Origin of the sequence: Streptomyces sp. NPDC057623 (assembly GCF_042800355.1) — a bacterium.
Taxonomy (GTDB): domain Bacteria; phylum Actinomycetota; class Actinomycetes; order Streptomycetales; family Streptomycetaceae; genus Streptomyces.
In genome coordinates this window covers 48,376-74,003 of record NZ_JBHVGZ010000051.1, presented here as the reverse complement: position 1 = coordinate 74,003, position 25,628 = coordinate 48,376, and the positions used below count along the sequence as shown (strand labels likewise).

The 25,628-nt window shown below is 72.5% G+C and carries 15 protein-coding genes; 11 read left to right on the top strand and 4 right to left on the bottom strand.

Translation table 11 applies throughout. The annotated features are described in order from the left end of the window. The first annotated feature begins 54 nt into the window (after positions 1 to 54). The 6 genes from ACFU95_RS36010 to ACFU95_RS35985 all read left to right on the top strand — a co-directional run bounded on the left by ACFU95_RS36010 (position 55) and on the right by ACFU95_RS35985 (position 6,351). Entirely contained in the window at positions 55 to 1,056 is a 1,002-nt protein-coding gene (locus ACFU95_RS36010; protein WP_383836916.1) for a zinc-binding dehydrogenase, read from the top strand. 9 nt (positions 1,057 to 1,065) lie between these two features. After that, positions 1,066 to 2,004, top strand: a complete 939-nt coding sequence (locus tag ACFU95_RS36005; protein WP_383836914.1) for a 3-carboxyethylcatechol 2,3-dioxygenase — start codon at positions 1,066 to 1,068, stop codon at positions 2,002 to 2,004. Next, on the top strand, positions 2,001 to 2,822 hold the full coding sequence (locus ACFU95_RS36000) for a 2-keto-4-pentenoate hydratase (RefSeq protein ID WP_383836911.1): 822 nt from the start codon (positions 2,001 to 2,003) through the stop codon (positions 2,820 to 2,822). The genes ACFU95_RS36005 and ACFU95_RS36000 overlap by 4 nt, the downstream gene beginning before the upstream one ends. Continuing rightward, positions 2,819 to 3,769 carry an acetaldehyde dehydrogenase (acetylating) gene (locus ACFU95_RS35995; protein WP_383836908.1) on the top strand — a complete coding sequence of 317 codons (951 nt, stop codon included), beginning with the start codon at positions 2,819 to 2,821 and terminating at the stop codon, positions 3,767 to 3,769. The genes ACFU95_RS36000 and ACFU95_RS35995 overlap by 4 nt, the downstream gene beginning before the upstream one ends. After that, positions 3,766 to 4,782 carry a 4-hydroxy-2-oxovalerate aldolase gene (gene dmpG / locus ACFU95_RS35990; protein WP_383836905.1) on the top strand — a complete coding sequence of 339 codons (1,017 nt, stop codon included), beginning with the start codon at positions 3,766 to 3,768 and terminating at the stop codon, positions 4,780 to 4,782. Before ACFU95_RS35995 ends, dmpG begins: the two co-directional genes overlap by 4 nt. 228 nt (positions 4,783 to 5,010) lie before the next feature. Next, positions 5,011 to 6,351 (top strand): MFS transporter, encoded by a 1,341-nt coding sequence (locus tag ACFU95_RS35985; protein ID WP_383836902.1) that lies wholly within the window; start codon positions 5,011 to 5,013, stop codon positions 6,349 to 6,351. Between the two features lie 64 nt (positions 6,352 to 6,415). Here ACFU95_RS35985 and ACFU95_RS35980 read toward each other — a convergent pair whose 3' ends face one another. Genes ACFU95_RS35980 through ACFU95_RS35970 form a run of 3 tightly spaced genes read right to left on the bottom strand, consistent with a single transcriptional unit; the run spans position 6,416 to position 10,382 of the window. Continuing rightward, positions 6,416 to 7,867: an aldehyde dehydrogenase family protein gene (locus ACFU95_RS35980; protein WP_383836899.1), complete on the bottom strand. Its 1,452-nt coding sequence runs from the start codon at positions 7,865 to 7,867 to the stop codon at positions 6,416 to 6,418. A 29-nt stretch (positions 7,868 to 7,896) separates the two neighbouring features. After that, positions 7,897 to 9,288 carry an aldehyde dehydrogenase family protein gene (locus tag ACFU95_RS35975; protein WP_383836896.1) on the bottom strand — a complete coding sequence of 464 codons (1,392 nt, stop codon included), beginning with the start codon at positions 9,286 to 9,288 and terminating at the stop codon, positions 7,897 to 7,899. Beyond that, a complete protein-coding gene (locus ACFU95_RS35970; RefSeq protein ID WP_383836893.1) occupies positions 9,288 to 10,382 on the bottom strand; it encodes a phenazine antibiotic biosynthesis protein in 1,095 nt (364 codons plus the stop codon). The genes ACFU95_RS35975 and ACFU95_RS35970 overlap by 1 nt, the downstream gene beginning before the upstream one ends. 208 nt (positions 10,383 to 10,590) lie before the next feature. Here ACFU95_RS35970 and ACFU95_RS35965 point away from each other — a divergent pair, with 208 nt between their 5' ends. Next, the gene (locus tag ACFU95_RS35965; RefSeq protein ID WP_383836890.1) at positions 10,591 to 11,931 is read left to right on the top strand and encodes an MFS transporter; all 1,341 of its coding nucleotides are present in this window, start codon (positions 10,591 to 10,593) and stop codon (positions 11,929 to 11,931) included. A gap of 90 nt (positions 11,932 to 12,021) precedes the next feature. Here ACFU95_RS35965 and ACFU95_RS35960 read toward each other — a convergent pair whose 3' ends face one another. Beyond that, a complete protein-coding gene (locus ACFU95_RS35960; RefSeq protein WP_383836887.1) occupies positions 12,022 to 13,278 on the bottom strand; it encodes a cytochrome P450 in 1,257 nt (418 codons plus the stop codon). Positions 13,279 to 13,462: 184 nt separating this feature from the next. Between ACFU95_RS35960 and ccrA the strand changes: the two genes are divergently transcribed. The 4 genes from ccrA to ACFU95_RS35940 all read left to right on the top strand — a co-directional run bounded on the left by ccrA (position 13,463) and on the right by ACFU95_RS35940 (position 25,596). Further along, complete coding sequence (gene ccrA, locus ACFU95_RS35955) at positions 13,463 to 14,806, top strand: crotonyl-CoA carboxylase/reductase (RefSeq protein ID WP_383836884.1); 1,344 nt, start codon at positions 13,463 to 13,465, stop codon at positions 14,804 to 14,806. 9 nt (positions 14,807 to 14,815) lie between these two features. After that, positions 14,816 to 16,537 carry a 3-hydroxyacyl-CoA dehydrogenase family protein gene (locus ACFU95_RS35950; RefSeq protein WP_383836881.1) on the top strand — a complete coding sequence of 574 codons (1,722 nt, stop codon included), beginning with the start codon at positions 14,816 to 14,818 and terminating at the stop codon, positions 16,535 to 16,537. A gap of 240 nt (positions 16,538 to 16,777) precedes the next feature. Further along, positions 16,778 to 18,334, top strand: a complete 1,557-nt coding sequence (gene hutH, locus ACFU95_RS35945) for a histidine ammonia-lyase (RefSeq protein WP_383836878.1) — start codon at positions 16,778 to 16,780, stop codon at positions 18,332 to 18,334. Beyond that, positions 18,331 to 25,596 carry an SDR family NAD(P)-dependent oxidoreductase gene (locus ACFU95_RS35940; protein WP_383836875.1) on the top strand — a complete coding sequence of 2,422 codons (7,266 nt, stop codon included), beginning with the start codon at positions 18,331 to 18,333 and terminating at the stop codon, positions 25,594 to 25,596. Before hutH ends, ACFU95_RS35940 begins: the two co-directional genes overlap by 4 nt. Positions 25,597 to 25,628 lie beyond the last annotated feature (32 nt).

The following is a 25,628-nucleotide window of genomic DNA, read 5'->3' as shown; positions in this document are numbered from 1 at the left end:
GCCCAGCGGCACACACGTTGGGCAGGTGGGGAAGCCGCGGGCGACGGTTGACGTGTGCTTGCTGCAACCGCCATTTCCCAGAGCGCCACCGACCCGTTGTCGGGGCTGGTGCTGCGCGACGTACCCGATCCTGCCCCGCGGCCCGGCTGGTCACGCGTCCGCGTGGTGGCCTCGTCGCTGAACATGCACGACCTGTGGACGCTGAGAGGGGTGGGGCACCCTCCCGACCGGCTGCCGATCGTCCTCGGCTGCGACGCGGCCGGCTACGACGAGGACGGCAACGAGGTCATCGTCCACCCGGTGATCGGCGACCCCGACGCGGGCCGCGGCGACGAGACGCTCGACCCGGACCGCGCGCTGCTGTCCGAGCGGCACGACGGGGCGTTCGCTCAGTACCTGGTCGTCCCCGCCCGCAACCTGGTGCCGAAGCCGGCCTGGCTCTCCTTCGACGAGGCCGCCTGTCTGCCGGTCGCCTGGACCACCGCCTACCGGATGCTGTTCACCCAGGCCCGCATCACCGCCGGTGACCGGGTGCTCGTGCAGGGCGCGGGCGGCGGCGTCGCCTCCGCCGCGATCCGGCTCGCGGTGGCCGCCGGCGCCGTCGTCTACGCCACCAGCCGCAGCGCCGACAAGCGCGCGGAGGCCGTCTCCTGGGGCGCCCGCGCCGCCGTGGCCCCTGGCGAGCGGCTGCCCGAGCGGGTGGACGTGGTGATCGAGACCGTCGGCGAGGCCACCTGGTCGCACTCGCTGAAGGCGCTGCGCCCCGGCGGCACGGTCGTCATCGCCGGCGCGACCAGCGGCACGAACCCGCCCGCCGACCTCGGCCGGATCTTCTACCTCCAGCAGCGCGTCCTCGGCTCGACCGGCGCCACCCGGTCCGAACTGGTCGCGATGCTGCGCCTGATGGAGGCCACGGGTGTCCGTCCGGTCATCGACCGCGCGCTCCCGCTCACCGAGATCCACAAGGGCTTCCAGCTCATGATCGACGGTGCTCTCACCGGGAAGCTCGTCATCCACCCGTCCGACCCGGCTCGCCCGGAATCCCGCCAGAAGTAGGGAGCGACCATGACCGCAGCAGCCGTAGGGCTGTCCCACTCACCTCTCATCGGCAAGAACGACCCCGCCCCCGACGTCCTGGCCCGTGTCGAGGAAGCGGTCGAGGGCGCGCGGGAGTTCATCCGCGCCTACGAGCCGGAGCTGGTCGTCCTCTACGCCCCCGACCACTACAACGGCTTCTTCTACAAGGAGATGCCGCCGTTCTGCCTGGCCACCGAGGCCCACGCGGTGGGTGACTTCGGCACGTCGGCAGGCCCGCTGTCGGTCGACACCGCCGCCGCGAAAGCGCTCGCCCAGGGCGCCCTCGACCGGGGGATCGACCTCACCGTCTCGGCCCGGATGACCGTCGACCACGGCTTCGCCCAGCCGCTGGAAGTGCTCTTCGGCGGGATCGACCGGGTGCCGGTGGTGCCCGTCTTCGTCAATGGTGTGGCCACGCCGCTCGGCCCTCTCGCCCGCATCCGGGCGCTCGGCACCGCGCTCGGCGAGGCGGCCGCCGAACTCGACCGCAGGACGCTGTTCCTGGCCTCCGGCGGCCTCTCCCACGACCCGCCCGTACCCGTGCTGGACGGTGCGCCTCCCAGGGTCGCCGACGCGCTGATCGAAGGCCACCCGCCGACCCCTGAGCAGCGCGCCAAGGGCGAGCAGCGGGTGGTCCGGGCCGGCCAGGAGTACGCCGCCGGCACGGCCTCGATGATCCCGATCAACCCCGCCTGGGACAACCGGCTCCTCGACCATCTGCAGAAGGGCGAACTCGCGGAGTTCGACTCCTGGACCGTCGCGGCGATGGCCGAGGAGGGCGGCGGCTCCGCCCACGAGGTCCGCGCCTGGATCGCCGCCTTCGCCTCGCTCGCGGCCACCGGGCCGTACGAGATGACCTCCCGTTTCTACGAGCCGATCCCCGCGTGGATCGCCGGATTCGCCGTGACCACGGCGCAGGGACGGTGACCGGCGTGACAGTCGACCGGCACGCGGTCGCACAGGCCGCCGCCCGGCTGATCGCCGCGTCGGAGGAGGGCCGTCCTGTCGCCCCGGTCCGCGACCTGCTGGGCGAACGGGACATCGACGCCGCCTACGCCGTCCAGCAGGAGCTGACCCGGCACAGGCTGGCCGCCGGCGCGGTCGTCGTCGGCCGCAAGATCGGCCTGACCTCGCCCGCGGTGCAGCGCCAACTCGGTGTCGACCAGCCGGACTTCGGCGTTCTCTTCGCCGACATGGACGTCTCGGCCGAGGCGGAGATCCGCTCCGGACGGCTGCTCCAGCCGAAGGCCGAGGCCGAGATCGCGTTCGTACTGGGGGAAGACCTGGCCGACGGTGCACTCGACGCCGCCCGGGTACGCGCCGCCGTGGAGTACGCCGTCGCTGCCATCGAGATCGTGGACAGCCGGGTCGCCCACTGGGACATCCGGCTCACCGACACCATCGCGGACAATGCCTCCAGCGGCCTGTACGTCCTGGCCGACCGTCGCCTCACCCTCGACGCGTTCGAGCCGCGCGAGGTCAGCATGCGGATGTACGCCGACGGCGAGCCGGTCTCCGAGGGAGAGGGCTCCGCCTGCCTCGGAGACCCGCTCAACGCGCTTGCCTGGCTGGCCCGCACGGCCCAGGCGTACGGCGACCCGCTGCGGGCCGGGCAGGTCGTCCTGTCGGGGGCGCTGGGCCCGATGGTTCCGGCACCGCCCGGAAGCCGTATCCACGCCGAGATCGGAGCGCTGGGCACGGTCACCGCCGCATTCTCCGAGAAGTTCGAGAAGAGGGACGTGTGAAGAGAACCAAGGTCGCCGTCATCGGTTCCGGCAACATCGGCACCGACCTGATGATCAAGATCCTGCGACTGTCGGACACCCTGGAGATGGGAGCCATGGTCGGCATCGACCCGGACTCCGACGGGCTCGCCCGCGCCGCCCGGCTGGAGGTCCCCACCACCCACGAGGGCGTCGACGGCCTCATGGCCCTGCCCGGCTTCGCCGACATCGACGTCGTCTTCGACGCCACATCCGCCAAGGCGCACCTCGCCAACGCCGCCAAGCTGGCCCCTCACGGCAAGCGGCTCATCGACCTGACCCCCGCCGCGATCGGTCCGTTCGTCGTGCCGCCGGTCAACGGGGACGCCCACCTCGACGCCCCGAACGTCAACATGGTGACGTGCGGCGGCCAGGCCACCATCCCCATAGTGGCGGCCGTCTCGGCGGTGACCCCGGTCCACTACGCGGAGATCGTGGCCTCCATCGCCTCCCGGTCGGCCGGCCCCGGTACCCGGGCCAACATCGACGAGTTCACCGAGACCACCGCCCACGCCATCGAGAGCGTCGGCGGCGCGGCCCGCGGCAAGGCGATCATCGTCCTCAACCCGGCGGAGCCGCCGCTGATCATGCGGGACACGGTGTTCTGCCTCATCGGGGAGGCCGACCACGACGCCGTCCGCGAGTCGATCACGGCCATGGCGGAGCGCGTCGCCCGCTACGTCCCCGGCTACCGGCTCAAGCAGGAGGTGCAGTTCACCCCGGTGGACCCCACCGAACCGGTGCACACTCTGCTGCCGTCGGACAAGGGCCCCGCCGTCACCCGGGTCTCGGTGTTCCTCGAAGTCGAGGGAGCCGCCCACTACCTGCCCGCCTATGCCGGAAACCTCGACATCATGACGTCCGCCGCTCTCCAGGTCGCCGAGTCGATCGCCCGGCGCGACGCAGCCCTCGCAAAGGCCCGCCCATGACCCGCAACCTCTACATCCAGGACGTCACCCTGCGCGACGGCATGCACGCCATCCGGCACCGCATCGCCCCGGCCGACGTCGGCCGCATCGCCGCCGCCCTCGACGCCGCCGGCGTCGACGCGATCGAGGTCGCCCACGGCGACGGCCTGGCCGGCGGCTCCGTCAACTACGGGCCGGGCAGCCACACCGACTGGGAGTGGATCGAGGCCGCCGCCGCACACCTCACCCGCGCCACCCTCACCACCCTCCTCCTGCCCGGCATCGGCACCATCGCCGAACTGGAGCGCGCCCACGCCCTCGGTGTCCGCTCGGTGCGCATCGCCACCCACTGCACCGAGGCCGACATCTCCGCGCAGCACATCGCCAAGGCCCGCGACCTCGGCATGGACGTCTCCGGCTTCCTGATGATGAGCCACATGGCCCCGGCCGCCGAACTCGCCGCCCAGGCCCGGCTGATGGAGTCCTACGGCGCACACTGCGTGTACGTCACCGACTCCGGCGGCCGACTCACCCTGGACGGCGTGCGCGAGCGGGTCCGCGCCTACCGCGACGTCCTGGCCCCCGACACCGAGGTCGGCATCCACGCGCACGAGAACCTCTCCCTCTCGGTCGCCAACAGCGTGATCGCCGTACAGGAGGGCGTCACCCGGGTCGACGCCTCCCTCGCGGGCCAGGGCGCCGGCGCGGGCAACTGCCCCATCGAGGCGTTCGTCGCGGTCGCCAACCTCCAGGGCTGGAAACACGGCTGCGACCTGTTCGCCCTCCAGGACGCCGCCGACGACCTCGTACGGCCGCTGCGGGACCGGCCCGTCCAGGTCGACCGGGAGACGCTCACTCTCGGCTACGCGGGCGCGTACTCCTCGTTCCTGCGCCACGCCGAGGCCGCCGCCGCGCGGTACGGGGTCGACGCCCGCACGCTTCTCCTGGAGGTCGGCCGGCGGGGACTCGTCGGCGGCCAGGAGGACATGATCGTCGACATCGCGCTCGACCTGGTGGCGGGAGAGAAGGGCTGACGGGCCGTCCGCGTGCTTCGTCCCGCTCGTGGTGCCGGCGGCCGAAGTACGCGGAAAAACATGCATATTGCAGGTGCTCACCTCCGCACATCGCGTGCTTCGGGCCACGTGCCACGGGGCGGCACAGGAATGAGCCGACCGGATTCCCGCCACTTACTGTCCTGCGCACAGACCCCACTGTGGTCCGGATCACTTCATGATCCGGACCAATCGGAGGTGAGCCGCTCCATGTCCCCGACCAGCAGCGACGAAGCAGCCGTCGGCACCGCCACGGCCCCCGAAACACCGCCCGAGGCCAGGAAGGGCGCCACCCGCGTGGCCGCCGCGAGCCTCGTCGGCACAACCGTCGAGTACTACGACTTCGCCGTGTACGGCACGGCCGCCGCGCTCGTGCTGGGTCCGGCCTTCTTCCCGTCCGGCAGTTCCACCGTCTCGACCCTGGCGGCGTTCCTCACCTTCGCCGCCGCGTTCCTCGCCCGCCCCGTCGGTGTCGTGCTGTTCGGGACGATCGGCGACCGGCTCGGCCGCAAACGCGCCCTGGTGCTCTCCCTGGTTCTGATGGGTGTCGCCACCGTCGGGGTCGGGCTGCTGCCGACCTACGACACGGTGGGCGTCCTCGCCCCCGTGCTCCTGGTCGCACTCCGGCTCCTCCAGGGCGTGAGCATGGGCGGCGAGTGGGGCGGTGCCGTGCTCCTCGCCGCCGAGCACGCCCCACCGGGGCGCAGAGCCGCGTACGCCTCCATACCCCAGATCGGCCCGCTGCTGGGCTTCCTGCTCTCCAGCGCCGTCATCCTGCCCACGATCGGGATCACCGGCCGGGACGCCTTCACCGACTGGGCCTGGCGGGTGCCGTTCCTCCTCAGCACACTGCTCATCGCCGTCGGATTCTGGGTGCGCACCCGGGTCGAGGAGTCCCCGGTCTTCGACAGACCGGCCACGGCCCTCCCGGCCGCCCCGCGCTTTCCGCTGGGCGCCCTGGTCAGGGAGCACCCGGGTCGGCTGTCGCTCGGCATCGGTGCGGCGGTGGGCGGTTCGGCCGTCTACTACCTGGTGATCGTCTACAGCCTGTCGTACGGCCCGAAGGCGCTCGGCATCCCGCAGAACACGATGCTGGCCGCCGCAAGTGTGGCCGCGGGTGCCGCCGCGGCCGTGGTGATGCCGGTCGCCCGGCTGGCCGACCGGGTGGGCCGGCGGCCGGTGATCCTCGCCGGGGCCGTCGGCTCCGTGCTGTGGGCGCTGCCCATGTTCGGCTCCCTCAGCACCGGTGACGGGCTCCTCATCGGCGGGGCCTTCACGGTCGGGCTGGTCCTGTTCATGCTGATGTTCGGTCCGATCGCGGCCTTCCTGCCCGAACTCTTCCCGGCCCGGCTGCGGTATACGGGAGCCTCGGCGACGTTCATCCTCGCCAACACCCTCGGCGGCGGCTTCGCCCCCCTGGTGGCGACCTGGCTGAACTCCCACTGGGAGTCACCGCTGGTCCTGGGCGCCTACGCGGGCACCCTCTGTCTGATCAGCCTGGCCTGCGTGCTTGCCCTGCCCGAGACCCGCGACCACGACTTCACCGCCTGACCGGAAACCGAGAAGGAGACGCCTGTGCCCGGCGCCGTCGACGGCGCCGGGCACAGGGGGTGGATCAGGCCCTGCGGACGGACAGCACCTGGGTGTCGGTGTGTTCGAGCACACCTTCCAGGCCGTTCTCGACGCCGATGCCGGAGGCCTTGTGGCCGCCGAAGGGCAGGTCCGGCGTCGGGATCGCCTCCTGGTTGATCCAGACGGTGCCGACCTCGATCCGCGCGGCCAGTTCCTCGGCGGCGCCGATGTCGCGGCTCCAGACGGTGCCGGAGAGCCCGTACTCGGAGTCGTTGGCGCGGCGGACGACGTCGTCGACGTCCCGGAACCGGAGCAGCGGGACGACCGGGCCGAACGGTTCCCGGGTGACGATCGCCGAGTCGTCGGCGGGATCGTCCACCACGGTGGGGTGCACGAAGTAGCCGGGACCGTCCGGGATCGCGCCCTCGACCAGCAGCCTGGCGCCGGAGCCGACGGTCTCCTTGATCAGGCCGACGACCTTCTCGTACTGCGCGCGGTTCTGGAGGGGGCCCAGCCGGACGCCGTCCTCCAGGCCGTTGCCGACCTTGACGGTCCGCGCGAGTTCGGCGAAGCGCTCCGCGAACGCGTCGTAGACGTCCTCGTGCACATAGACCCGTTTGGCGGCGATGCAGAGCTGGCCGCTGTTGGCGAAGCAGGTCCAGAAGACCCGCGGCACGACCTCGTCCAGGTCCACGTCGGGCAGCACGATCGCGGGATCGTTGCCGCCCAGCTCCAGGGTGACGCGGGCGAGGTTGCGGGCGGCGGAGGCCATGACCCTGCGGCCGGTCGCGGTGGAGCCGACGAAGGCGATCTTGCGGATACCGGGATGCTCGGTGAGCCGCGGGCCGAGGCTGTCGCCGCCGCTGATGGTGTTGAGGACGCCGGCGGGTACGACGTCGGCCAGCAACTCGCCGATGCGCAACGTGGTGAGCGGGGTGAACGGCGAGGGTTTGACCACGATGGTGTTGCCGGCGAGCAGTGCCGGGGCGATCTTCTTGGCGGCTATGACGACCGGGTAGTTCCACGGCACGATGCCGGCGACGACGCCGAGCGGTACGCGGCGCACTCTGACGCGGTGGGTCGCGGTCTCGGTGACCTCGTCGTCGGTGTAGGCCATGGCGGCGTGAGCGTCGAGCCAGTCCGCGAAGGTCGCGATCTCGATGCGCGCGTCCGCCAGCGGCTTGCCCTGCTCGGTGGTGAGCAGGACGGCCAGTTCCTCGACGTGCGCGCGGACGGTCGACGCGCAGGCGGCCAGTACGGCGCGGCGCTCGTCCACCGATGTGGTGCGCCACGTCTCGAAGGCGCGTCGCGCGGCCGACACGGCGGCATCCAGTTGGGCGTCGGTGGCGTCGGGGGCGTGGCCGACGATCTCCTCGGTCGCGGGGTTCACCACGTCCAGCACGTTCAGCACGTCCGGCGCGTCGCCTTCGGCGCTGACAAGCCGGCCGCCGATGAGCATGCGATGGGTGGGTTCCGGGTGGATCACTGACGTCACTTCCCAACTCGCCTGCGGTGAAGAGGCGTTCAGCGGACACAGGCCTTCGTGCGCATCAGGAACGATTCGAGGTAGTCGTCGTGCGGGATGCCCGGGGGAAGCCAGTACGTGGGGTGGTCGCCGAGGTAGACGTTGGCGATGCTGGGCTCGGCGAAGAGCCGGTCCACCAGCGTCTCGTCGTCGGTCACGGCCGTGAGCACCACGGTGTCCCTGAGCGGCCCGACCCCGGCCTCCGGGTTCCACGGCGCCACCCACACACAGGGAAAGCGCTGTTCGATACGCGTCTGCGGGGCATCGGGAGCGGATACCTGGTGCACGGCGGGCCGCAGTACGGCGGTTCCGTCCCCGAGGTCGTCGACGATGCCGTCGCCGCCCAGCCACGGAGTGGTGCCCGCGGCCTCGGCCAGCAGAAACCGCTCGATCCGGCGGGCCTCGTCGATCGGCTTCACGGGCAGCACCGCCTTGGGGTCCAGGGGCGGCAGGCTGGGCAGCGCGGAGAGCCGCTCGGCGATCGCCCGGGCCACCGGTGCCGGGTCGCCCTCGACGAACACCGCGGTGGTGTTGATGCAGGCGGCGCCTCCATGGGCGCTGACCGAGGAGACGATGGTGTCGAGATACGACATCCAGTCGGCGTCCTTGGTGACGAGGAACTTCGAGCGCCCGGGACCCTGGGGCAGCACCGTCGCCATCGAGGCGTACCTGCGCACCACTTCGTCGTCGCCGTACACCATCGCCAGGTCCGCGCCCCGTACGACCTCGTCGGCCGTGGCGTGGTCGGTCGGCAGCAGGGCGACCTGGTCGGGGCCGAAGCCGGCGTCGCGCAGTGCGGTGATCCAGCGGTGCGGGCTGAACGGTTCGCGGCTCGACGGCCGTACCGCCACCCGGTAGCCGAGGGCCAGGGACTGCAACCACAGGGTGTGGGCGCTCGGTGTGTTGCCGGGGGCGTGGACGGCGAACACGTCGCCGCGACGGGCCCATACGCCGCTGCCGTGCCGGGTGCGCGGGTCGCGCCAGTCGTTGACCGCCCCGGTGGGACGGGCCAACTGGGAACTGAGGTAGGCGCGTTCCGTGTACTGCGCGGTGAACTCCAGGGCCATCTCCGTCGTGACCCAGGGCAGGCCCGACACACGGCACACCGCGTGCTGGTACTCCTCGGCGGACAGTCCGCCGACGGTCCCGGTGGCGAAGGCCCTGCCCGCCCTGGCGATGGCGTCCAGGCGCTGTTCCAGCGGCAGCGGGTCGGCCTTGCGCAGCGCCGACATCGTCCTGGCGACGAACAGCGGGGGAACCAGGCTCAGTTCGGCGAACGGCGCACCATGGATGTCGTTGACGGTCTGGATGTTCCTCGACCGGTACGCGCCACCGGGACCCAGCGCGTCGAGTCGTACGAGGTCTCGACCGCCGTCGCTTCGCGCGCTCACTAGTAGACCCCCTCGATCACGGCTTCGCCGTCGAAGACCTGAACCGGCGTCACATCCGCCAGGGAATCGCCCGCCTGCCCCGGCGGACCCGGCACCCGGGTGGCCTCGTCGCGGTCGAGGTTGTTGGGCAGCAGGAAGCTCCGGCTGACATGGCTGACCACCACCCGGCCGCGGGTGCCGTGGTCGACCTGTTTCCCGTCCGCGTCGACGACCCGGAAGGTGATGAAGGGTGCCGGCGGGTCGAAGACGCACTCGCCGGTGTCCTCGGTGACCCGCTGGCCGCAGCTGTGCAGCATCATCGTGCTGCCGAAGAAGCCGACGAGCGGGATGCCGGGGAAGACCTCGCTGCCGAGCAGGTCACGGGTGGCGGCGTCCATGTGCGCACCGGCCCAGATGATCGCCCCGACCTTGTCCCGCACCAGTTCGGTCAACTCGTCGTCGACGGCGAGGCGTTCGAGAACCGGCGGTGTGATGGCGAGGACGCCCACGTCCTGACTCCGTAACACGTGCCGGGCCTGCTCCAGCAGATGGCCGGCGTAGGCGCGGGCGTCCTCGGTGCGGCCGGAGGCGATGAGCTGCTTCACCCAGCGCGGGTCCATGTCGATCGAGAACGCGTGACTGCCGCGATCCCTCGCGAGCCGCGCATACGCGTAACCGCCCATGTGGGGCCCGGTGGGGAACATCATCAGCCAGTTCGCGCCCCGCGGCACGCCGTGCGCGTCCAGGGTCGAGCCGAGCCATTCCTGCGACTTGCGGAACCAGTCCCGCAGGAGGACCACCCGCTTGGGCCGGCCGGTGGTGCCACCACTCTCGTAGACCCCGCAGACGTCCGGCCGGTCACCGTAACCGCGTGGGACGAGGTCCTCGGCGCGCACGTCGCGCAGCTCGTCGCACACGTTCGGGAACAACGCCAGATCATCGACCCCCTTCACATCGGTCAGCGGGTCGAAGTCGAGTGTCCTCGCCCGCGCCAGCCAGAACGGCGATCCGGTCCTGGGGTCGAAGTGCCATCGCATCGCCGCCCTGACGAACTCACCCGGGTCGGGACCCTCCCCGATCGGCGTGTCGAGAACGCTGTCGATGTCGTGGACCATGAAGCCTCCGATGTCTCGCTCCTCCTGCGGGCCGCGCTCGGTGCCGTCATTCCAGTGCGCGAGGGGAGGCCCAGGAAGGGCGTGTGCCGGTGGGCGGCACACGGCACCTTCCGCCGGTGACCGGAGCACTACAGTCCCCGCTCAGTCCCCCTCGGCATGTGTCCTGGATCACTGAGCCTGCGGGCCTGACCGGAAGCGAGCCGCTCCAATGTCCGAGACCACCAGCGACGCCGCACAGGCCGGCGTCACCACGACGAGCACGACCCCCGCCGCACGGAAGTCCAGCGCGTCGCGGGTCGCCGTCGCGAGTCTCATCGGCACGATCATCGAGTACTACGACTTCGCCGTGTACGGCACGGCCGCCGCCCTCGTCCTCGGCCCGGCCTTCTTCCCCTCCGGCAACGCCACGCTGTCCACGCTGGCCGCCTTCCTCACCGTGGCCGCCGCCTTCGTGGCCCGCCCGCTGGGCGTGGTGGTGTTCGGCGGCATCGGCGACCGGGTCGGCCGCAAGCGCGCACTCTTCCTCTCCCTGGTCCTGATGGGCGTGTCCACGGTCGGCGTCGGACTGCTGCCCACGTACGAGACCGCCGGGCTCATGGCGCCCGTGCTCCTGGTGGTCCTGCGTCTGCTGCAGGGCGTGAGCATGGGCGGCGAGTGGGGCGGAGCCGTGTTGCTGGCCGCGGAGCACGCGCCCCCCGGACGCCGTGCGCTGTACGCGTCGATCCCGCAGGCCGGCCCGCCGCTCGGCTTCCTGCTGTCCAGCGCCGTGATCCTGCCGACGCTGGCGATCGCGGGCCGGGACGGCTTCGCCGAGTGGGCCTGGCGCATCCCGTTCCTGCTGAGCACCGCCCTGATCGTCGTCGGCCTGTGGGTCCGGTCCCGGATCGCCGAGTCACCCGTCTTCGACGAGCGGTCCGCCGCCGACGCCGCGGCACCCCGCTTCCCGCTCGGCGCCCTGGTCAGGGAGCACCCCCGCACACTGCTCCTCGGGGTGGGCGCGGCGCTCGGCGGCTCCGCGATGTACTACCTGGCGACCGTCTACAGCCTCTCCTACGGGCCGACCGCCCTCGGAATCCCGCAGCCCACGATGCTGACCGTCACGAGCATCGCCGCCGCGGCCGACGTGGCCGTGACCGTGCCGGTGGCGTTGGCTGCCGACCGGTTCGGCAGACGCCCGGTGATGCTGGCCGGCGCGGCGGGGTGCGCCCTGTGGGCCCTGCCCATGTTCGGCTCGCTGGAGAGCCGCGACGCCGTACTGATCACCGCGGCGTTCACCGTCGGGCTCGTACTGTTCGTCATGATGTTCGCGCCCATGGCCGCGTTCCTGCCGGAGCTGTTCCCGACCAGGCTGCGCTACACCGGGGCCTCGGCGGCCTTCATCCTCGCCGTCACCCTCGGCGGCGGCTTCGCCCCGCTGGTCGCCACCTGGCTGACCTCGCACTGGCAGTCACCGTTCGTGCTCGGCCTCTACGCCGGCGTGCTGTGCCTGGTCAGCCTGGGCTGTGTCCTGGCCCTGCCGGAGACCCGTGACAGGGATTTCGGCGCCTGACGCCCAGGCCCCGCAACTCCAGCCGCCCGCCGTGCCGTTGAGGCACTGCGGGCGGCTGCGGGGCGCCCCCGACGCGCCGGGGGCCGGACGTCAGGTCGTCCTCGGCAGGGCCGGGCCGTCGAAGACCATCTCCAGGGTCCTGAACCGGCGCAGGACCGCCCCCGGCAGGAGTTCGGGCTCGAAGCCGGGCCTGACCCGCAGGCCGGGCAGCCGCTGGTAGAGCTTCGCGGCGGCGACCTGCATCTCCAGCAGGGACAGGTTCATGCCGACGCAGAAGTGGATGCCCTGGCCGAACGGCAGGTTCATCGGCAGGTTCGCCCAGTCACGCTCGATGACGAACTCGTCCGGCCGGTCGAAGACCAGCGGATCGTGATTCGCGGCGCTGATGACGACGAAGGCCTTCTCACCCGGCTCGACATCGAGGTCCCCGAGCCTGGTCGGCCTGGAACAGGTGCGCCACAGACCCGAGATGGGCGACTCGAACCGGAGCGACTCCGCCGCCAGGGAGCGCGCCAGCCCTTCGGGGTCGGACAGGAACCGGGCCTTCTGTTCGGGATACCGGTCCAGCAGGTAGGCGGTGTTGCCGATCGCCCCGATCGTGGTGCCGATCCCGGCCACGTTCAGCAGCTGGATCACTCGCGCGATCTCGTCCACCTCGAAGTAGTCGCCGTCCACCCGGGCGAACGACAGCTGGGTGATCAGGTCGTCGCTGCCCGGCCCGGCAGCCCGCTTCGCCCGGATCATCTCGCCCAGGTAGTCCAGCCACTCGTTGAGCTCGGAGCCGTACCCGCCCTCCGCCCGGCCGTCCATGGTGTCGGTGACCAGCTCCTCCATCCGCTGCGCCGAGCGCGCGTACTCGTCGCGTTCGCCCTCCGGTACGCCCAACAGCTCGCAGACGTGGCCGGCGGCCATCCGGGCCGCGAAGTCGTCGTACATCTCGAAGGAACCCCGGTCGGACAGCTCGTCGATGAGGTCGTCCGCGAAGCGTTCGCTGAACGGCCGCATGTGCTGGATACGGGACGCCGACAACGCCTTGACCAGAAGCTTCCGCTGCCGGGTGTGGCGCGGCTGGTCGGCCCAGCCCAGCACCTGCTCCTCGGGTGGCAGCGGCTCCTTCAACGGCCAGATGTTGCCGAGCGCGCTGGACCACGCCCGGTGTCCGGCCAGTACCTCCCTGACTCCCTCGTAGGTGGTGACCTGTACCGCCTCCAACTCGGCATTGCGGACCACGGGGCAGCGGGCCCGGTCGTGCGCGAGTTCCTCCCAGGGCTCACTGGCCTTGGCCGTGTACGGCCTGTAGCGCGGCTGCACGTCCTCGACCGGGGCGTCCTCGGGCCGACTGCTCATGTGGCTCTTCCTCTCAGGCGGCAACTCCGGCAACTGCTACGGGACTTCCTCACTTCTGGCCGAAGCGTGCCGCCGCCCGCGCGGGCTCCGCTGCCGCCCGTGCCGCTCCGTGGCACGGGCGGGTGACATGTGAATGTTCAAGGTCATCTACTCGCTATCCACTCGACACGTCACGGGATGGCCTATGGACGAGATCATCGGCGCTCTCCTCTCGGAGAACGTCACGTCGCGAGACTGGACCGCTCTGCGCCTGCCGGAGCACTACCGGGGCAACGTGGTGCGCCGGGAGGACACCTCGATGTTCGACGGCATGGACTCGAAGGAGAAGGATCCCCGCAAGTCCCTTCAGGTGCAGCAGGTCCCTACACCGCAGCCGGGACCGGGCGAGGCGCTGATCGCCGTGATGGCGAGTGCGATCAACTACAACACGGTGTGGTCCTCGATCTTCGAACCGCTGCCGACCTTCGGCTTCCTGGAGCGCTACGGACGCCTCGGTGAGCAGGCCAAGCGCCACGACCTGCCCTACCACGTACTGGGATCCGACCTCGCGGGCGTGGTGCTGCGCACCGGGCCCGGCGTCAACCGGTGGCGTGCGGGCGACCGGGTCGTGGCGCACTGCCTGTCCGTCGAACTGGAGAGCTCCGACGGCCACGACGACACGATGCTCGACCCCGAGCAGCGCATCTGGGGCTTCGAGACCAACTTCGGCGGCCTCGCCGAGATCGCGCTGGTGAAGTCCAACCAGCTCATGCCCAAGCCGGAGCACCTGACCTGGGAGGAGGCCGCCGCCCCGGGCCTGGTGAACTCGACCGCCTACCGGCAACTCGTCTCCCGCAACGGCGCGCAGCTGAAGCAGGGCGACAACGTGCTGATCTGGGGCGCGAGCGGCGGGCTCGGCTCGTACGCCACCCAGCTGGCGCTCGCCGGGGGCGCGAACCCCGTCTGCGTGGTCTCCTCGCCGCAGAAGGCGGCCCTGTGCCGCTCCCTGGGAGCCGAAGCGGTCATCGACCGCGACGCCGAGGGCTACCGGTTCTGGAAGGACGAACACACCCAGGACCCCAGGGAATGGAAGCGGTTCGGCAAGCACATCCGGGAACTCACCGGCGGCGAGGACGTCGACATCGTCTTCGAGCATCCGGGCCGCGAGACCTTCGGTGCGTCGGTGTACGTGACGCGCAAGGGCGGCACCGTGGTCACCTGCGCGTCCACCTCCGGGTACCGGCACGAGTTCGACAACCGCTACCTGTGGATGTCCCTGAAGCGCATCGTCGGTTCCCACTTCGCCAACTACCGGGAGGCATGGGAGGCCAACCGGCTCATCGCCAAGGGCCGGATCCACCCGACGCTGTCGAAGGTCTACCCGCTGGAGCAGGCCGGGCACGCGGCGTACGAGGTCCACGCCAACCTCCACCAGGGCAAGGTCGGCATCCTCTGCCTGGCCCCGCGGGAGGGCCTCGGTGTGCGCGACCACGAACTGCGCGCCCGGCATGCCGACGCCATCAACCGCTTCCGCGAGCAGAAGGCCTGAAGGAGCGCCATGACGACCGATCCCCGACCCCTCACCGGCATCGTCGGCCTCGGCACGGTCGGCGAGGCGTTCCTGCGCCTGGCCCACCGGGCCGGCCATCGCATCGTGGCTGTCGACACCGACCCCGACGTACTCGCCCGGGTCGGTGACCGCCTCAAGGCGCTCACCCCGGACGCGGCGGAGTCCGTCGTCCTCACCCATGAGGTGACGGAACTCGCCGACGCCGACGTGGTGATCGAGGCCGTGCCCGACGACCTGGCCGTCAAGACCGATGTACTGCGCCGTATCGGCGGATTCTCGCAGGCTCCGATTCTCACGACGACCGCCACCCTCGCCGTCCCGCACCTCGCCATCGTGTCCGGACGCCCGGAGAGGGTCGCGGGCCTGCGCTTCCTCGTCCCGCCCGGCGCCGCGGGCGCGGTGGAGCCGGTATCCACCGCGCTGACCTCCCCGGCCACCGCGAGCGCCGTCGACGCGCTGATCGACGGTCTGGGCCTGACCCGGGTCGAGATCGGCGCCGGACCGGCGGCGGACGCCACAGCCCTCGTGATGGCCTACCTGAACCAGTCCGTGGCCTTCCTCGACGCCGGCCACGCCACCCGCGACGACATCGACACGGCGATGCGCCTCGGCTGCGGTCTGCCGGCGGGGCCGCTGCGCCTGCTGGACACCCTCGGGCTGGACACGGCCCACGCGACCCTGACGGGACTGCACCGGCAGACGGGCGACGCCTCCTTCGACCCCGCCCCGCTGCTGACCCGCCTGGTCGACTCCGGCCGCCTGGGACGCAAGACGGGTGAGGGCTTCTACCCGTACGACGAGGGCGGCAGCGGCAGCGCGGGGGACAAGCCTGTGGACCGCGCCGCCACCGGCCGCCCGGTGCGTACGGTCGCCGTCATCGGCTCCGGCGTCATGGCCCGCGGTATCGCGGAGGCCGCGGTGAGCGGGGGGCACCCCACCCTGCTGGTGGCGCGCAGCGGAGAGAAGGCCGAGACCGCCCTCGTGGCCGTCGCCGAGTCCCTGACGCGAGCCGTGCGCCGCGGCAGGATCAGCGCCCAGCAGAAGACGGCGGCCCTGTCGCTGCTCACCCCCGCCACGGACCTGCGAGCCGCCGCGGACCACGATCTGATCATCGAAGCGGTGGCGGAGGACCTCGACGTCAAGCGCCCGCTGTTCTCCCGTCTCGGCGCGGTGGCCAAACCGGGCGCCATCCTGGCGACCACCACGTCCAGCCTGTCCGTGACCGCCTGCGCGCAGGCCAGCGGACGGCCCGCCGACGTCGTCGGCCTGCACTTCTTCAACCCGGCGCCCGTCCTGCGACTCGTCGAGCTGACACGCGCCGACCACACGGCCGACGACGTGTTCGCCGGCGCCCGGGCATTCGCCGCCGGCCTGGGGAAGACCACGGTCACCTGTCCCGACCGCACCGGCTTCATCGTCAACTGTCTTCTCTTCCCCTACCTCGGCGCGGCGGTCAACCTGCTGCAGCGCCCCGGCACCTGCATCGAGGCCACGGACACCGCTGTCCGCAACGGCTATGGCTACCCCATGGGCCCGTTCGCCCTCCTCGACACGATCGGTCTCGACGTCTCGCTGGCCATCCAGCACCAGCTGTACGACCAACTCGCCCAGCCGGAACTGAAACCGGCCCCCCTCCTGGAAGCCCTCGTCGCCACCGGCGCACTCGGCCGCAAGAACAGGAGAGGCTTCCGCACCGCGGGTCGGCGTTGATCCGCCACGGCGGAGCCGGTCCGGGCGTCGGTCGGCTTCTCGATGAACGACGCGGTCGGCGAGCACCCGTGCACGGACCGTGCCTCCCGCCCGTGGACCACTGCTGCGGCCACAGCCCGCTGTCGCCACGACCAGTTGGATAGGAAGAGACGCGATGAACAAACAGCTCGCACGGGGATCCCGTCCCGGGCACGCCGCCCTGACCGACGTGGTCGTCGTCCACGCCGACGTGGCGGCCCGATGAGCACGCCGCGTCAGACCGTGACGGTCGGGGCCGGGCCGCTCTCCTTCACTCATGTCGCCGCCGTCGCCAGGGACGGCGCGACGGTCTCTCTCGGCGACGACGCCTTCTCGGCGCTGGACAAGGGCAGGGCCGTGGTGGAGGAACTCGCCTCGGCGTCGAAACCGTCGTACGGGATCTCGACCGGATTCGGCGCGCTGGCCACCCAGCACATCCAGCCGGAGCTGCGGGCCCAGCTCCAGCGGTCCCTGGTCCGCTCCCACGCGGTCGGCTCCGGGCAGGAGGTCGAACGGGAGGTCGTCCGCGCGATGATGCTGCTGCGGCTCTCCACGCTCGCGACCGGGCACACCGGCGTGCGCGCCGAGACCGCGGCACGGCTCGCCGCCATGCTGTCGGCCGGGATCACCCCGGTGGTCCGTGAGTACGGCTCCCTCGGCTGCTCCGGCGACCTGGCACCGCTGGCCCACTGCGCGCTGGCGCTGATGGGGGAGGGCGAGGTGCGCGACGCGGCGGGCTTACTCGTCCCCGCCTCCCAGGCGCTCGCCGCCGTCGGCCTCGCCCCGGTCGAGCTGTGCGAGAAGGAGGGCCTCGCCCTCATCAACGGCACCGACGGCATGCTGGCCCAGCTCGTCCTCGCGATCACCGATCTGCGGCGGCTGCTCAAGACCCTGGACGTCGCCGCCGCCATGTCCGTCGAAGCGCTGCTCGGGACCGACAAGGCGTTCGCGCCCGAGATCCAGGCCCTGCGCCCCCACCCCGGCCAGGCCGCCTCCGCGGCCAACCTGGTCGCGATCCTGGCCGGTTCGGATGTGGTCGCCTCCCACCGGGGGCCGCACTGCACCCGCGTGCAGGACGCCTACTCCCTGCGCTGCTCGCCCCAGGTGCACGGCGCCGCCCGCGACACCGTCGAGCACGCCGCCACGGTGGCCGGGCGCGAGCTGGCCGCGGCCGTCGACAACCCGGCCGTGCTCCACAGCGACGGACGCGTGGCGTCGAACGGCAACTTCCACGGCGCACCCGTCGCCTACGCACTCGACTTCCTGGCCATCGCGACCGCTGACGTCGCCTCGATCAGCGAACGCCGCACGGACCGGTTCCTGGACACCGCCCGCAACCACGGCCTGCCGGCGTTCCTCGCCGACGACCCCGGCGTGGACAGCGGCTACATGATCGTCCAGTACACCCAGGCGGCGATCGTCGCCGAGCTCAAGCGCCTGGCCGCACCCGCGTCGGTCGACTCCATACCGACGAGCGCCATGGCGGAGGACCACGTGTCCATGGGCTGGGGCGCCGCCCGCAAACTCCGGCGTGCCGTCGACGGCCTCACCCGCGTCGTCGCCATCGAGATCCTCACCGCCGCCCGCGCACTCGACCTGCGCGCCCCGCTGGCACCGGCGGCCGCCACCGGCGCGGTCGTGGCGCTGCTGAGGTCCTCCGGCGCGGGCGGCCCCGGACCGGACCGGTATCTGGCGCCCGAGGTCGACCGTGCCGTCGAACTCGTCGGCTCGGGCGCGGTTCTCGACGCCGTCGAGCCGGTGACGGGAGCGCTCTCATGACCGCATCGCGAGAAGGGGCGGACATGTCCGCGACCGACCGTGCCGACCTGATACGACCGCTGCCCGAGCTGCTGCGCACCCACGCGGCGCTGCGCGGCACCAAGGTCGCCTACTCCGACGTACGGCGGGAGGTGACCTACACGGAGCTGGAACGGCGGACCGCCCGGCTCGGCGGCCACCTGGTCGCCCTCGGCCTGCCCCGGGGCGCCCGGGTGGCGATCCTGCTGGGCAACCGTGTGGAGATGGTCGAGAGCTACCTGGCCGTCAACCGCGCCGGCGGCGTCGGGGTGCCGGTCAACCCGCACTCCTCCGACGCGGAACTGCTGTACGTGCTCACCGACAGCGACGCCCACGTGGTGATCACCGACGCCGCGCACGCCGAGCAGGTGCGCGCGCTGCTGCCGCCCGGACCACGCCACCTCGTCGTGGCCGGCGACGCCCGGGGCACGCTGTCGTACGAGGACCTGGCCACCCGCGAGCCGGACGTCCCGGCCCGCGACGATCTCGGCGTGGACGAGCCGGCGTTCCTGCTCTACACCTCGGGCACCACGGGCCGCCCCAAGGGCGTGCTGTCCACCCAGCGCGCCGCACTGTGGAACGTCGCCAACTGCTACGTCCCGATGGTCGAGCTGTCCCCGGCGGACACGCTGCTGTTTCCGCTGCCGCTGTTCCACACCCTCGGCCACCACCTGTGCGTGGTCGGCGTGACCGCGGTCGGCGCCACGGCGCACCTGATGCCGGGACTCTCCGCCGCCGAGGTCCTCGACGAACTGCGCTCCCAGCCCTACACCTTCCTGGTCGGTGTGCCGACGATCTACCACAACCTGGTTCAGGCCGCCGGTGCGGAGGGACTCACGCTGCCCGCGCTGCGCGTGTGCTTCATCGCGGGCGCGGTCAGCACGCCCGCGCTCGCCGAGGCGTTCGAGGCCGCCTTCGGGGTCCGGCTCAGCGACAGCTACGGCAGCACCGAGACCAGCGGGACGATGACGGCCACCCGGCCGGACGGCGAGCGGGTGCCCGGCTCGTGCGGTCAGCCGGTGCCCGGCCTCGACCTGCGGGTGACGGACCCGGACACCGGCGCCGAGGTGCCCGTCGGCGAGGAGGGCGAAGTCTGGGTCAGCGGCCCGAACGTGATGCTGGGCTACCACAACCAGCCGGAGGCCACCGCGGAGGTCCTGCGCGACGGCTGGTACCGCACCGGTGACCTGGCTCGCCGCAACGACGCCGGCTACCTCTGGATCACCGGCCGGCGCAACGACGTCATCATCCGGGGAGGGGAGAACGTCCACCCCACCGAGATCGAGGCGGTGCTCACCCGGGTGCCGGGCGTGCGTGACGTGGCGGTGACGGCGGCGGCGGACGAGGAGTTCGGCCAGGTCCCGGTGGCGCTGGTCGTCCCCGAAGGCGACGGCCTCGACTGCGCGGAGCTGTTCGCCCGGTGCCGCCGGGACCTCGCCTACTTCAAGGTGCCGGTGGAGGTCCGGGCCGTGGCCGCCGTGCCGAGGACGGCCACGGGCAAGATCGCGCGCAAGGCGCTCGCCGAACTGCCCGGCCGGCTGCTCGCGGTCGCCGGCCCCCACCCCGGCCTGCACCTCATGGGCGCCGGCGGTGCACTGAACCCGGTTCCGGGTACGGCGGCGCCCGCCGGAGCCGGCCCGCTCGCCGACCGTGACGTGGTCCTGGCGGGAGATGCCGGGGACCTCGCGGACCTGATAGCCCGTCACCTCTTGGCCGGTCACGGGGCCCGGCTCGGGGACCTGACCGGCTCGGAGCCCGGCGCCACCGTCACGGTCACCGGTACGACCGTGACGCTCGCCGTCGCCGGGGCCGCCCCCACGACGCTGGTGCTGGCCGAGGGGCTGACCGACCACCGGGTCCGCAACGCCGTGGACGTCGCGCTGACCCGGCCGGGCAGCACCCTGGTCGCGGCCGGGTGGTCCGAACCCGCCGCCCCGTCGGACCGGCTGCCGGCCAGGGCGGATCTCGCCGGGATCACCGGCAGCGACCTCTCCAGAACGCTCGTCGACCTCGTCGCGGGCGAGGTCGGCGAGGTCATGGGCGGTATCGACGGCGTCGAGCCGGACCGGGCCCTGCGCGACCACGGGCTCACCTCGGCGGACGCGGTCCGGCTGCGGGACCGGATCGCCGCCGCCGTGGGGCTGCGCCTTCCCACGACCCTCGCCTTCGAGTACCCGTCGGTGCGGGCGATCGCCGGGTACCTGCAAGCCGAACTCACCGGTCGCCACGAGCTCACCGGCTCGTCCGAGCCGCGGGCGACGAGCACCGACGACGACCCCGTCGTGGTGGTGGGCATGGGATGCCGTTATCCCGGCGGGGTCACCTCCCCCGACGAACTGTGGCGGCTGGTCGCCGACGGCGTCGACGCCACCTCCGAGTTCCCCGACGACCGCGGATGGGACCTCGACCGACTGTTCGACCCCGATCCCGGCCGACGGGGCACCTCCCGCACCCGGCGGGGCGGATTCCTCCGCGACATGGCCGACTTCGACCCCGAGTTCTTCGGGATCTCGCCGCGCGAGGCGCTGGCAATGGACCCGCAGCACCGGCTGCTGCTGGAGACCTCCTGGGAAGCTCTGGAGCGAGCCGGCATCGACCCGGCCTCCCTGCGCGGCGCGCGAGCCGGGGTGTACGCGGGGCTGATCCACCACGACTACGTCACCGATCCGGACCGGGTGCCCCCCGAGTTGGAGGGCTACCTCGGCACCGGCACGGTCGGCGCCGCCGCCTCCGGGCGGATCTCCTATGTGCTGGGGCTGCGTGGTCCCGCGCTCACCGTCGACACCGCGTGCTCCTCCTCCCTGGTGGCCCTTCACCTCGCGGCGCAGTCGATCCGCCGGGGCGAGTGCGAACTCGCGCTGGCCGGTGGAGTGGCCGTCATGGCGACGCCGCAGACGTTCGTGGAGTACAGCAGGCAGGGCGCGCTGTCCGTGGACGGCCGGGCCAAGGCGTTCGCCGCGACAGCGGACGGCACCGGCTGGGCGGAGGGCGTCGGGATGGTCGTACTGGAACGGCTGTCCGCCGCCCGTCGCGCCGGGCACCCGGTGCTGGCCGTGCTGCGGGGCTCCGCGGTGAACCAGGACGGCGCGTCCAACGGCCTGACGGCGCCCAGCGGTACGGCACAGCAGCAGGTGATCAGGCTCGCCCTCCAGGACGCCGGTCTGACCCCGTCCGACGTGGACGCGGTCGAGGCCCACGGCACCGGCACCCGGCTCGGCGACCCGATCGAGGCCGGCGCTCTGCTGGCCACCTACGGGCAGCGCCGCGAGACACCGCTGTGGCTCGGCTCGCTGAAGTCCAACATCGGACACACCCAGGCCGCCGCCGGGGTCGGTGGCGTCATCAAGATCGTCCAGGCCATGCGGCACCGCACCCTGCCGAAGACCCTGCACGTGGACGAGCCGTCGCCGCACGTCGACTGGGCGTCGGGAGACGTCCGGCTGCTCACCGAGAGCATGCCGTGGCCGGAGCTGAGACGGCCGCGGCGCGCGGCCGTCTCCTCCTTCGGGGTCAGCGGCACCAACGCCCACCTGATCCTGGAGGCGCCGCCGGAGGAACCCGCACCGGCGCCCGCCACCGCATCGCCCGCCGTCGCCTGGACGCTGTCCGGCAAGACCCCCGAGCGGCTGCGGGACTGGGCGGCCCGGCTGCTCCCGGTCGCCCAGGACGCGGCACCCGCGGACCTCGCGCACGCGCTCGCGACCACCCGCGGCCACTTCGCCCACCGTGCCGTCGTGGTCGGCGGCGACCGCGACGAACTGCTCGCCGGGCTGCGGGCCGTCGCCGAGGGGAAGCCCGCGCAGAACGTCGTCGCTGGAATGTCCGAGGTGGACGGGAAAGTGGCGTTCGTCTTCCCCGGGCAGGGCACGCAGTGGGTGGGTATGGCCGCTCAGCTGATGGGCGAACCCGTGTTCGCCGAATCCGTCCAGGCCTGCGAACGAGCGCTCAAACCCCACGTGGACTGGTCACTCACCGAGCTGCTGGCCGGTGACGACCCGCTGGAAGGGCCGGACCGCATCCATCCCGCGCTGTTCTCGGTGATGGTGTCGCTGGCCGCCCTGTGGCGCTCCCGCGGCGTCGAACCCGACGTGGTACTCGGCCACTCCATGGGCGAGGTGGCCGCCGCGTACGTCGCGGGCGCGCTGTCGCTGGAGGAGGCCGCCCGCGTCGTCGTGGTGCGCAGCCAGGTCATCGCCGAACTCGCCCCCGGGGCTGGCATGGCGTCGGTGTCCGCGTCGCGCGCACAGCTGGAGTGGCTGCTGGAGCGCTGGCCGGACCGGCTCTGGATCTCCGCGCTCAACGGTCCGTCGTCCAGCGTGGTCTCCGGTGACGACCTGGCGGTCAGGGGACTGCTCACCGAGTGCGCGCTGGACGGTCTGCACGCCCGCCGCATCCGCGTCGACGTCGCCTCGCACTGCCCGATGATGGAGCCGCTGCGCGAGGAGCTGGTGGCCCGCCTCGGAGAGGTGCGCACCGGCGCGCCGTCGGTGCCGATGTACTCCACCGTGGACCTGGACTGGGTCGGCGACTCCACGCTGACCGGCGAGTACTGGTTCCGCAACCTCCGCCAGCCCGTGCTCTTCCAGCCGGCCGTCGAGCACCTCGTCGAGCAGGGTGTCCGGGTCTTCGTGGAGCCCAGCCCGCACCCGGTGCTGACCTCGGGGATCGAACAGACGCTGGAGGAGAGCGGCAGGGTCGGGGCCGTCACCGGAACCCTGCGCCGCCACGACGGCGGCCCCGCACGACTCCTGATGTCCGCCGCGGAGCTGTACACGCGCGGTACACACGGCGTGCGCCTCACCACCGGCAGCGGGCGGCCGATGCCCCTGCCGACCACCCCGTTCCAGCGGCGGCGGTTCTGGTTCACGTCCACCGCCACACCCACGGCGGGCACCGGCCACCCGCTCCTCGGCACGGTGGTCGACTCCGCCCGCAGCGGCGAACTCGTGGCCGGCAGCCGCATCTCGCCGGCCGACCAGCCGTGGCTGGCCGACCACGCGGTGAACGGCACCTGCATCCTGCCCGGCACCGCCCTGCTGGACCTCGCGGTGCGCGCCGCGCACGCGGGCGGCGGCACCGGACTCGCCGAACTGGTCATCGAGGCACCCCTGGCCCTGTCCCGGCAGGGCACGACGCAGCTCCAGGTCGTGGCGGACCCGGCCCGGCGCACCGTGGAGGTTTTCAGCAGGCCCGAGCGGGCCGGCAGCCCGTGGCGACGGCACGCACAGGGCACGATCGACGACACGTGCGACGAGCCGTCCGCCGCGGCACCGCGCCCGGCCGACGCCGAGGAGATCGCCGTCGACTACGCGTCCCTGGCCGGGCGCGGCAACGAGTACGGTCCGGCGTTCCAGGCCCTGCGCAGGCTGTGGCGGCGAGACGGTGAACTCTTCGCCGAACTGCGTCTGCCCGAGGAGGCACCGGGCAGGTTCGCCGGCCCCGGACTGCACCCCGTGCTCGGCGACGCCGCCCTGCACGCCCTCGCCCTGACCCAACCGGTCCCGGAGGGCCACACAGCGCTGCCGTTCGTGTGGCGCGACGTGTGGGCCGGCGACCGTCACGCCACCCACGCCCACGCCCACCTGGCACCCGCCGGCCAGGACGAGTTCACCGTGACCCTCACCACGGCCGAGGGCGAACCGCTGTTCCGGGGAACGCTGGGCACCCGCACGGTGGCCCTGCGCGAGCTGTCGGGCACACTGCCGACGGACTCGGTGTACCGGACACGGTGGAGTGACATTTCCGCCACGGCGGCATCCGCACCGGAGTGGGCCCTGCTGGGCACCGACCATCTGGGGGTCACCGCCGACCTGGTCGACCTCGCCGACGCCGACGCCGTCCTGTGCACCCCCGCGCCCGGCGACGTCCGGGAGGCGACGCTGGACGCGCTGTCCCACGTCCAGCACTGGCTGGCGGCCGATCATCCGGCCGACGTCCCCCTCGTCGTGCTGACCCGCAGCGACGACCTGGCGCACGCGGCGGCCCGCGGCCTGGTGCGGTCGGCGCAGTCCGAACACCCCGGACGACTCCTCCAGATCGAGACGGACGACGACCCCCGCTCCTCGGCACGGCTCGCCGACGCGCTGGCAGCCGGACGGCCGTACGTGCGGATCAGCGCGGGGCGGCTCCAGGCACCGGAACTGGAGCGGGTCACCCCGGGGCGCGGCGCCCGGCCGGACCTCAGCTGCGGCACAGTCCTGATCACCGGCGGCACCGGCACGCTCGGCTCGCTCCTGGCACGGCACCTGGTGACCGAATACGGCGTCCGCAGCCTCCTGCTCACCAGCCGCAGGGGCGCCCGCGGCGCCGAGCCGCTCATCGCGGAGCTGACCGGGCTGGGCGCCGAGGTCACCGTCGCCGCCTGTGACGTCGCCGACCGCGGCAGCCTCGCCGACGCCCTCGACCTGGTGCCCGACGCGCACCCCCTGGTCGCCGTCGTGCACGCGGCCGGGGTGCTCGCGGACGGGGTGGTCACCGGGATGACCCCCGACCAGGTGGAAGAGGTGCTGCGCCCCAAACTCGACGGCACGCTGCACCTGCACGAGCTGACGAAGGGCACCGAGCTGGCCGCCTTCGTGCTGTTCTCCTCACTGGCCGGTGTGCTGGGCAGCCCGGGACAGGGCAACTACGCCGCCGCGAACGGGTTCCTGGACGCCTTCGCCGCGCACCGCAGGGCAAGCGGGCTGCCCGCACAGTCGCAGGCGTGGGGCTTGTGGGAGGAGGCGTCCGGCATGACCTCCGTGCTGCGCGAGCGCGACCAGGACGGCACCCTTCCGGACTCCACCGTGCCCATGCCCACCACGTTCGCCCTGGCCCTCTTCGACGAGGCGCTGCGGCAGGACGACGCCGCCCTCGCCCTCACCCGGTTCGACGTCGCCAGGCTGCGCACCCGCGGGGCGCCCCCGCTGCTGCGCGGCCTCGTACCCGCCGGACCGGCCCCCTCCGCACCAGCCCTGCGCCTGCGCGACCTGCCGCCGGCCGACCGGGCCGAGCGGCTGCTGGCCGAAGTGCGCGCGGCAGCCGCCGAACTCCTCGGCCACCAGGGCGCCGAGGCCGTGCCTGCGGACCGGAGCCTGCACGAGGTCGGTCTGGACTCCCTGACCGCGGTCGAACTGCGCAACCGGCTGGGCGCGCTGACCGGTCTACGGCTGCCCGCCAGGCTGGTGTTCGACCACCCCGCGCCGCAGGCCCTGGCCGATCACCTCCACCAGGTGCTGACGGCCCCGGCGGAGCCGGGCGCCTGAAGGCAGGGGCGACGGGTGCGGTCCCCCAGGCG

Bases quoted from the DNA above. Each gene is read 5' to 3' on its own strand.
- dmpG (WP_383836905.1), top strand. From the start codon at position 3,766: ATGACCCGCAACCTCTACATCCAGGACGTCACCCTGCGCGACGGCATG.
- hutH (WP_383836878.1), top strand. From the start codon at position 16,778: ATGAGCACGCCGCGTCAGACCGTGACGGTCGGGGCCGGGCCGCTCTCC.
- ACFU95_RS35960 (WP_383836887.1), bottom strand. From the start codon at position 13,278: ATGAGCAGTCGGCCCGAGGACGCCCCGGTCGAGGACGTGCAGCCGCGC.
- ACFU95_RS35985 (WP_383836902.1), top strand. From the start codon at position 5,011: ATGTCCCCGACCAGCAGCGACGAAGCAGCCGTCGGCACCGCCACGGCC.
- ACFU95_RS35950 (WP_383836881.1), top strand. From the start codon at position 14,816: ATGACGACCGATCCCCGACCCCTCACCGGCATCGTCGGCCTCGGCACG.
- ACFU95_RS36005 (WP_383836914.1), top strand. From the start codon at position 1,066: ATGACCGCAGCAGCCGTAGGGCTGTCCCACTCACCTCTCATCGGCAAG.
- ACFU95_RS35940 (WP_383836875.1), top strand. From the start codon at position 18,331: ATGACCGCATCGCGAGAAGGGGCGGACATGTCCGCGACCGACCGTGCC.
- ccrA (WP_383836884.1), top strand. From the start codon at position 13,463: ATGGACGAGATCATCGGCGCTCTCCTCTCGGAGAACGTCACGTCGCGA.
- ACFU95_RS35970 (WP_383836893.1), bottom strand. From the start codon at position 10,382: ATGGTCCACGACATCGACAGCGTTCTCGACACGCCGATCGGGGAGGGT.
- ACFU95_RS35965 (WP_383836890.1), top strand. From the start codon at position 10,591: ATGTCCGAGACCACCAGCGACGCCGCACAGGCCGGCGTCACCACGACG.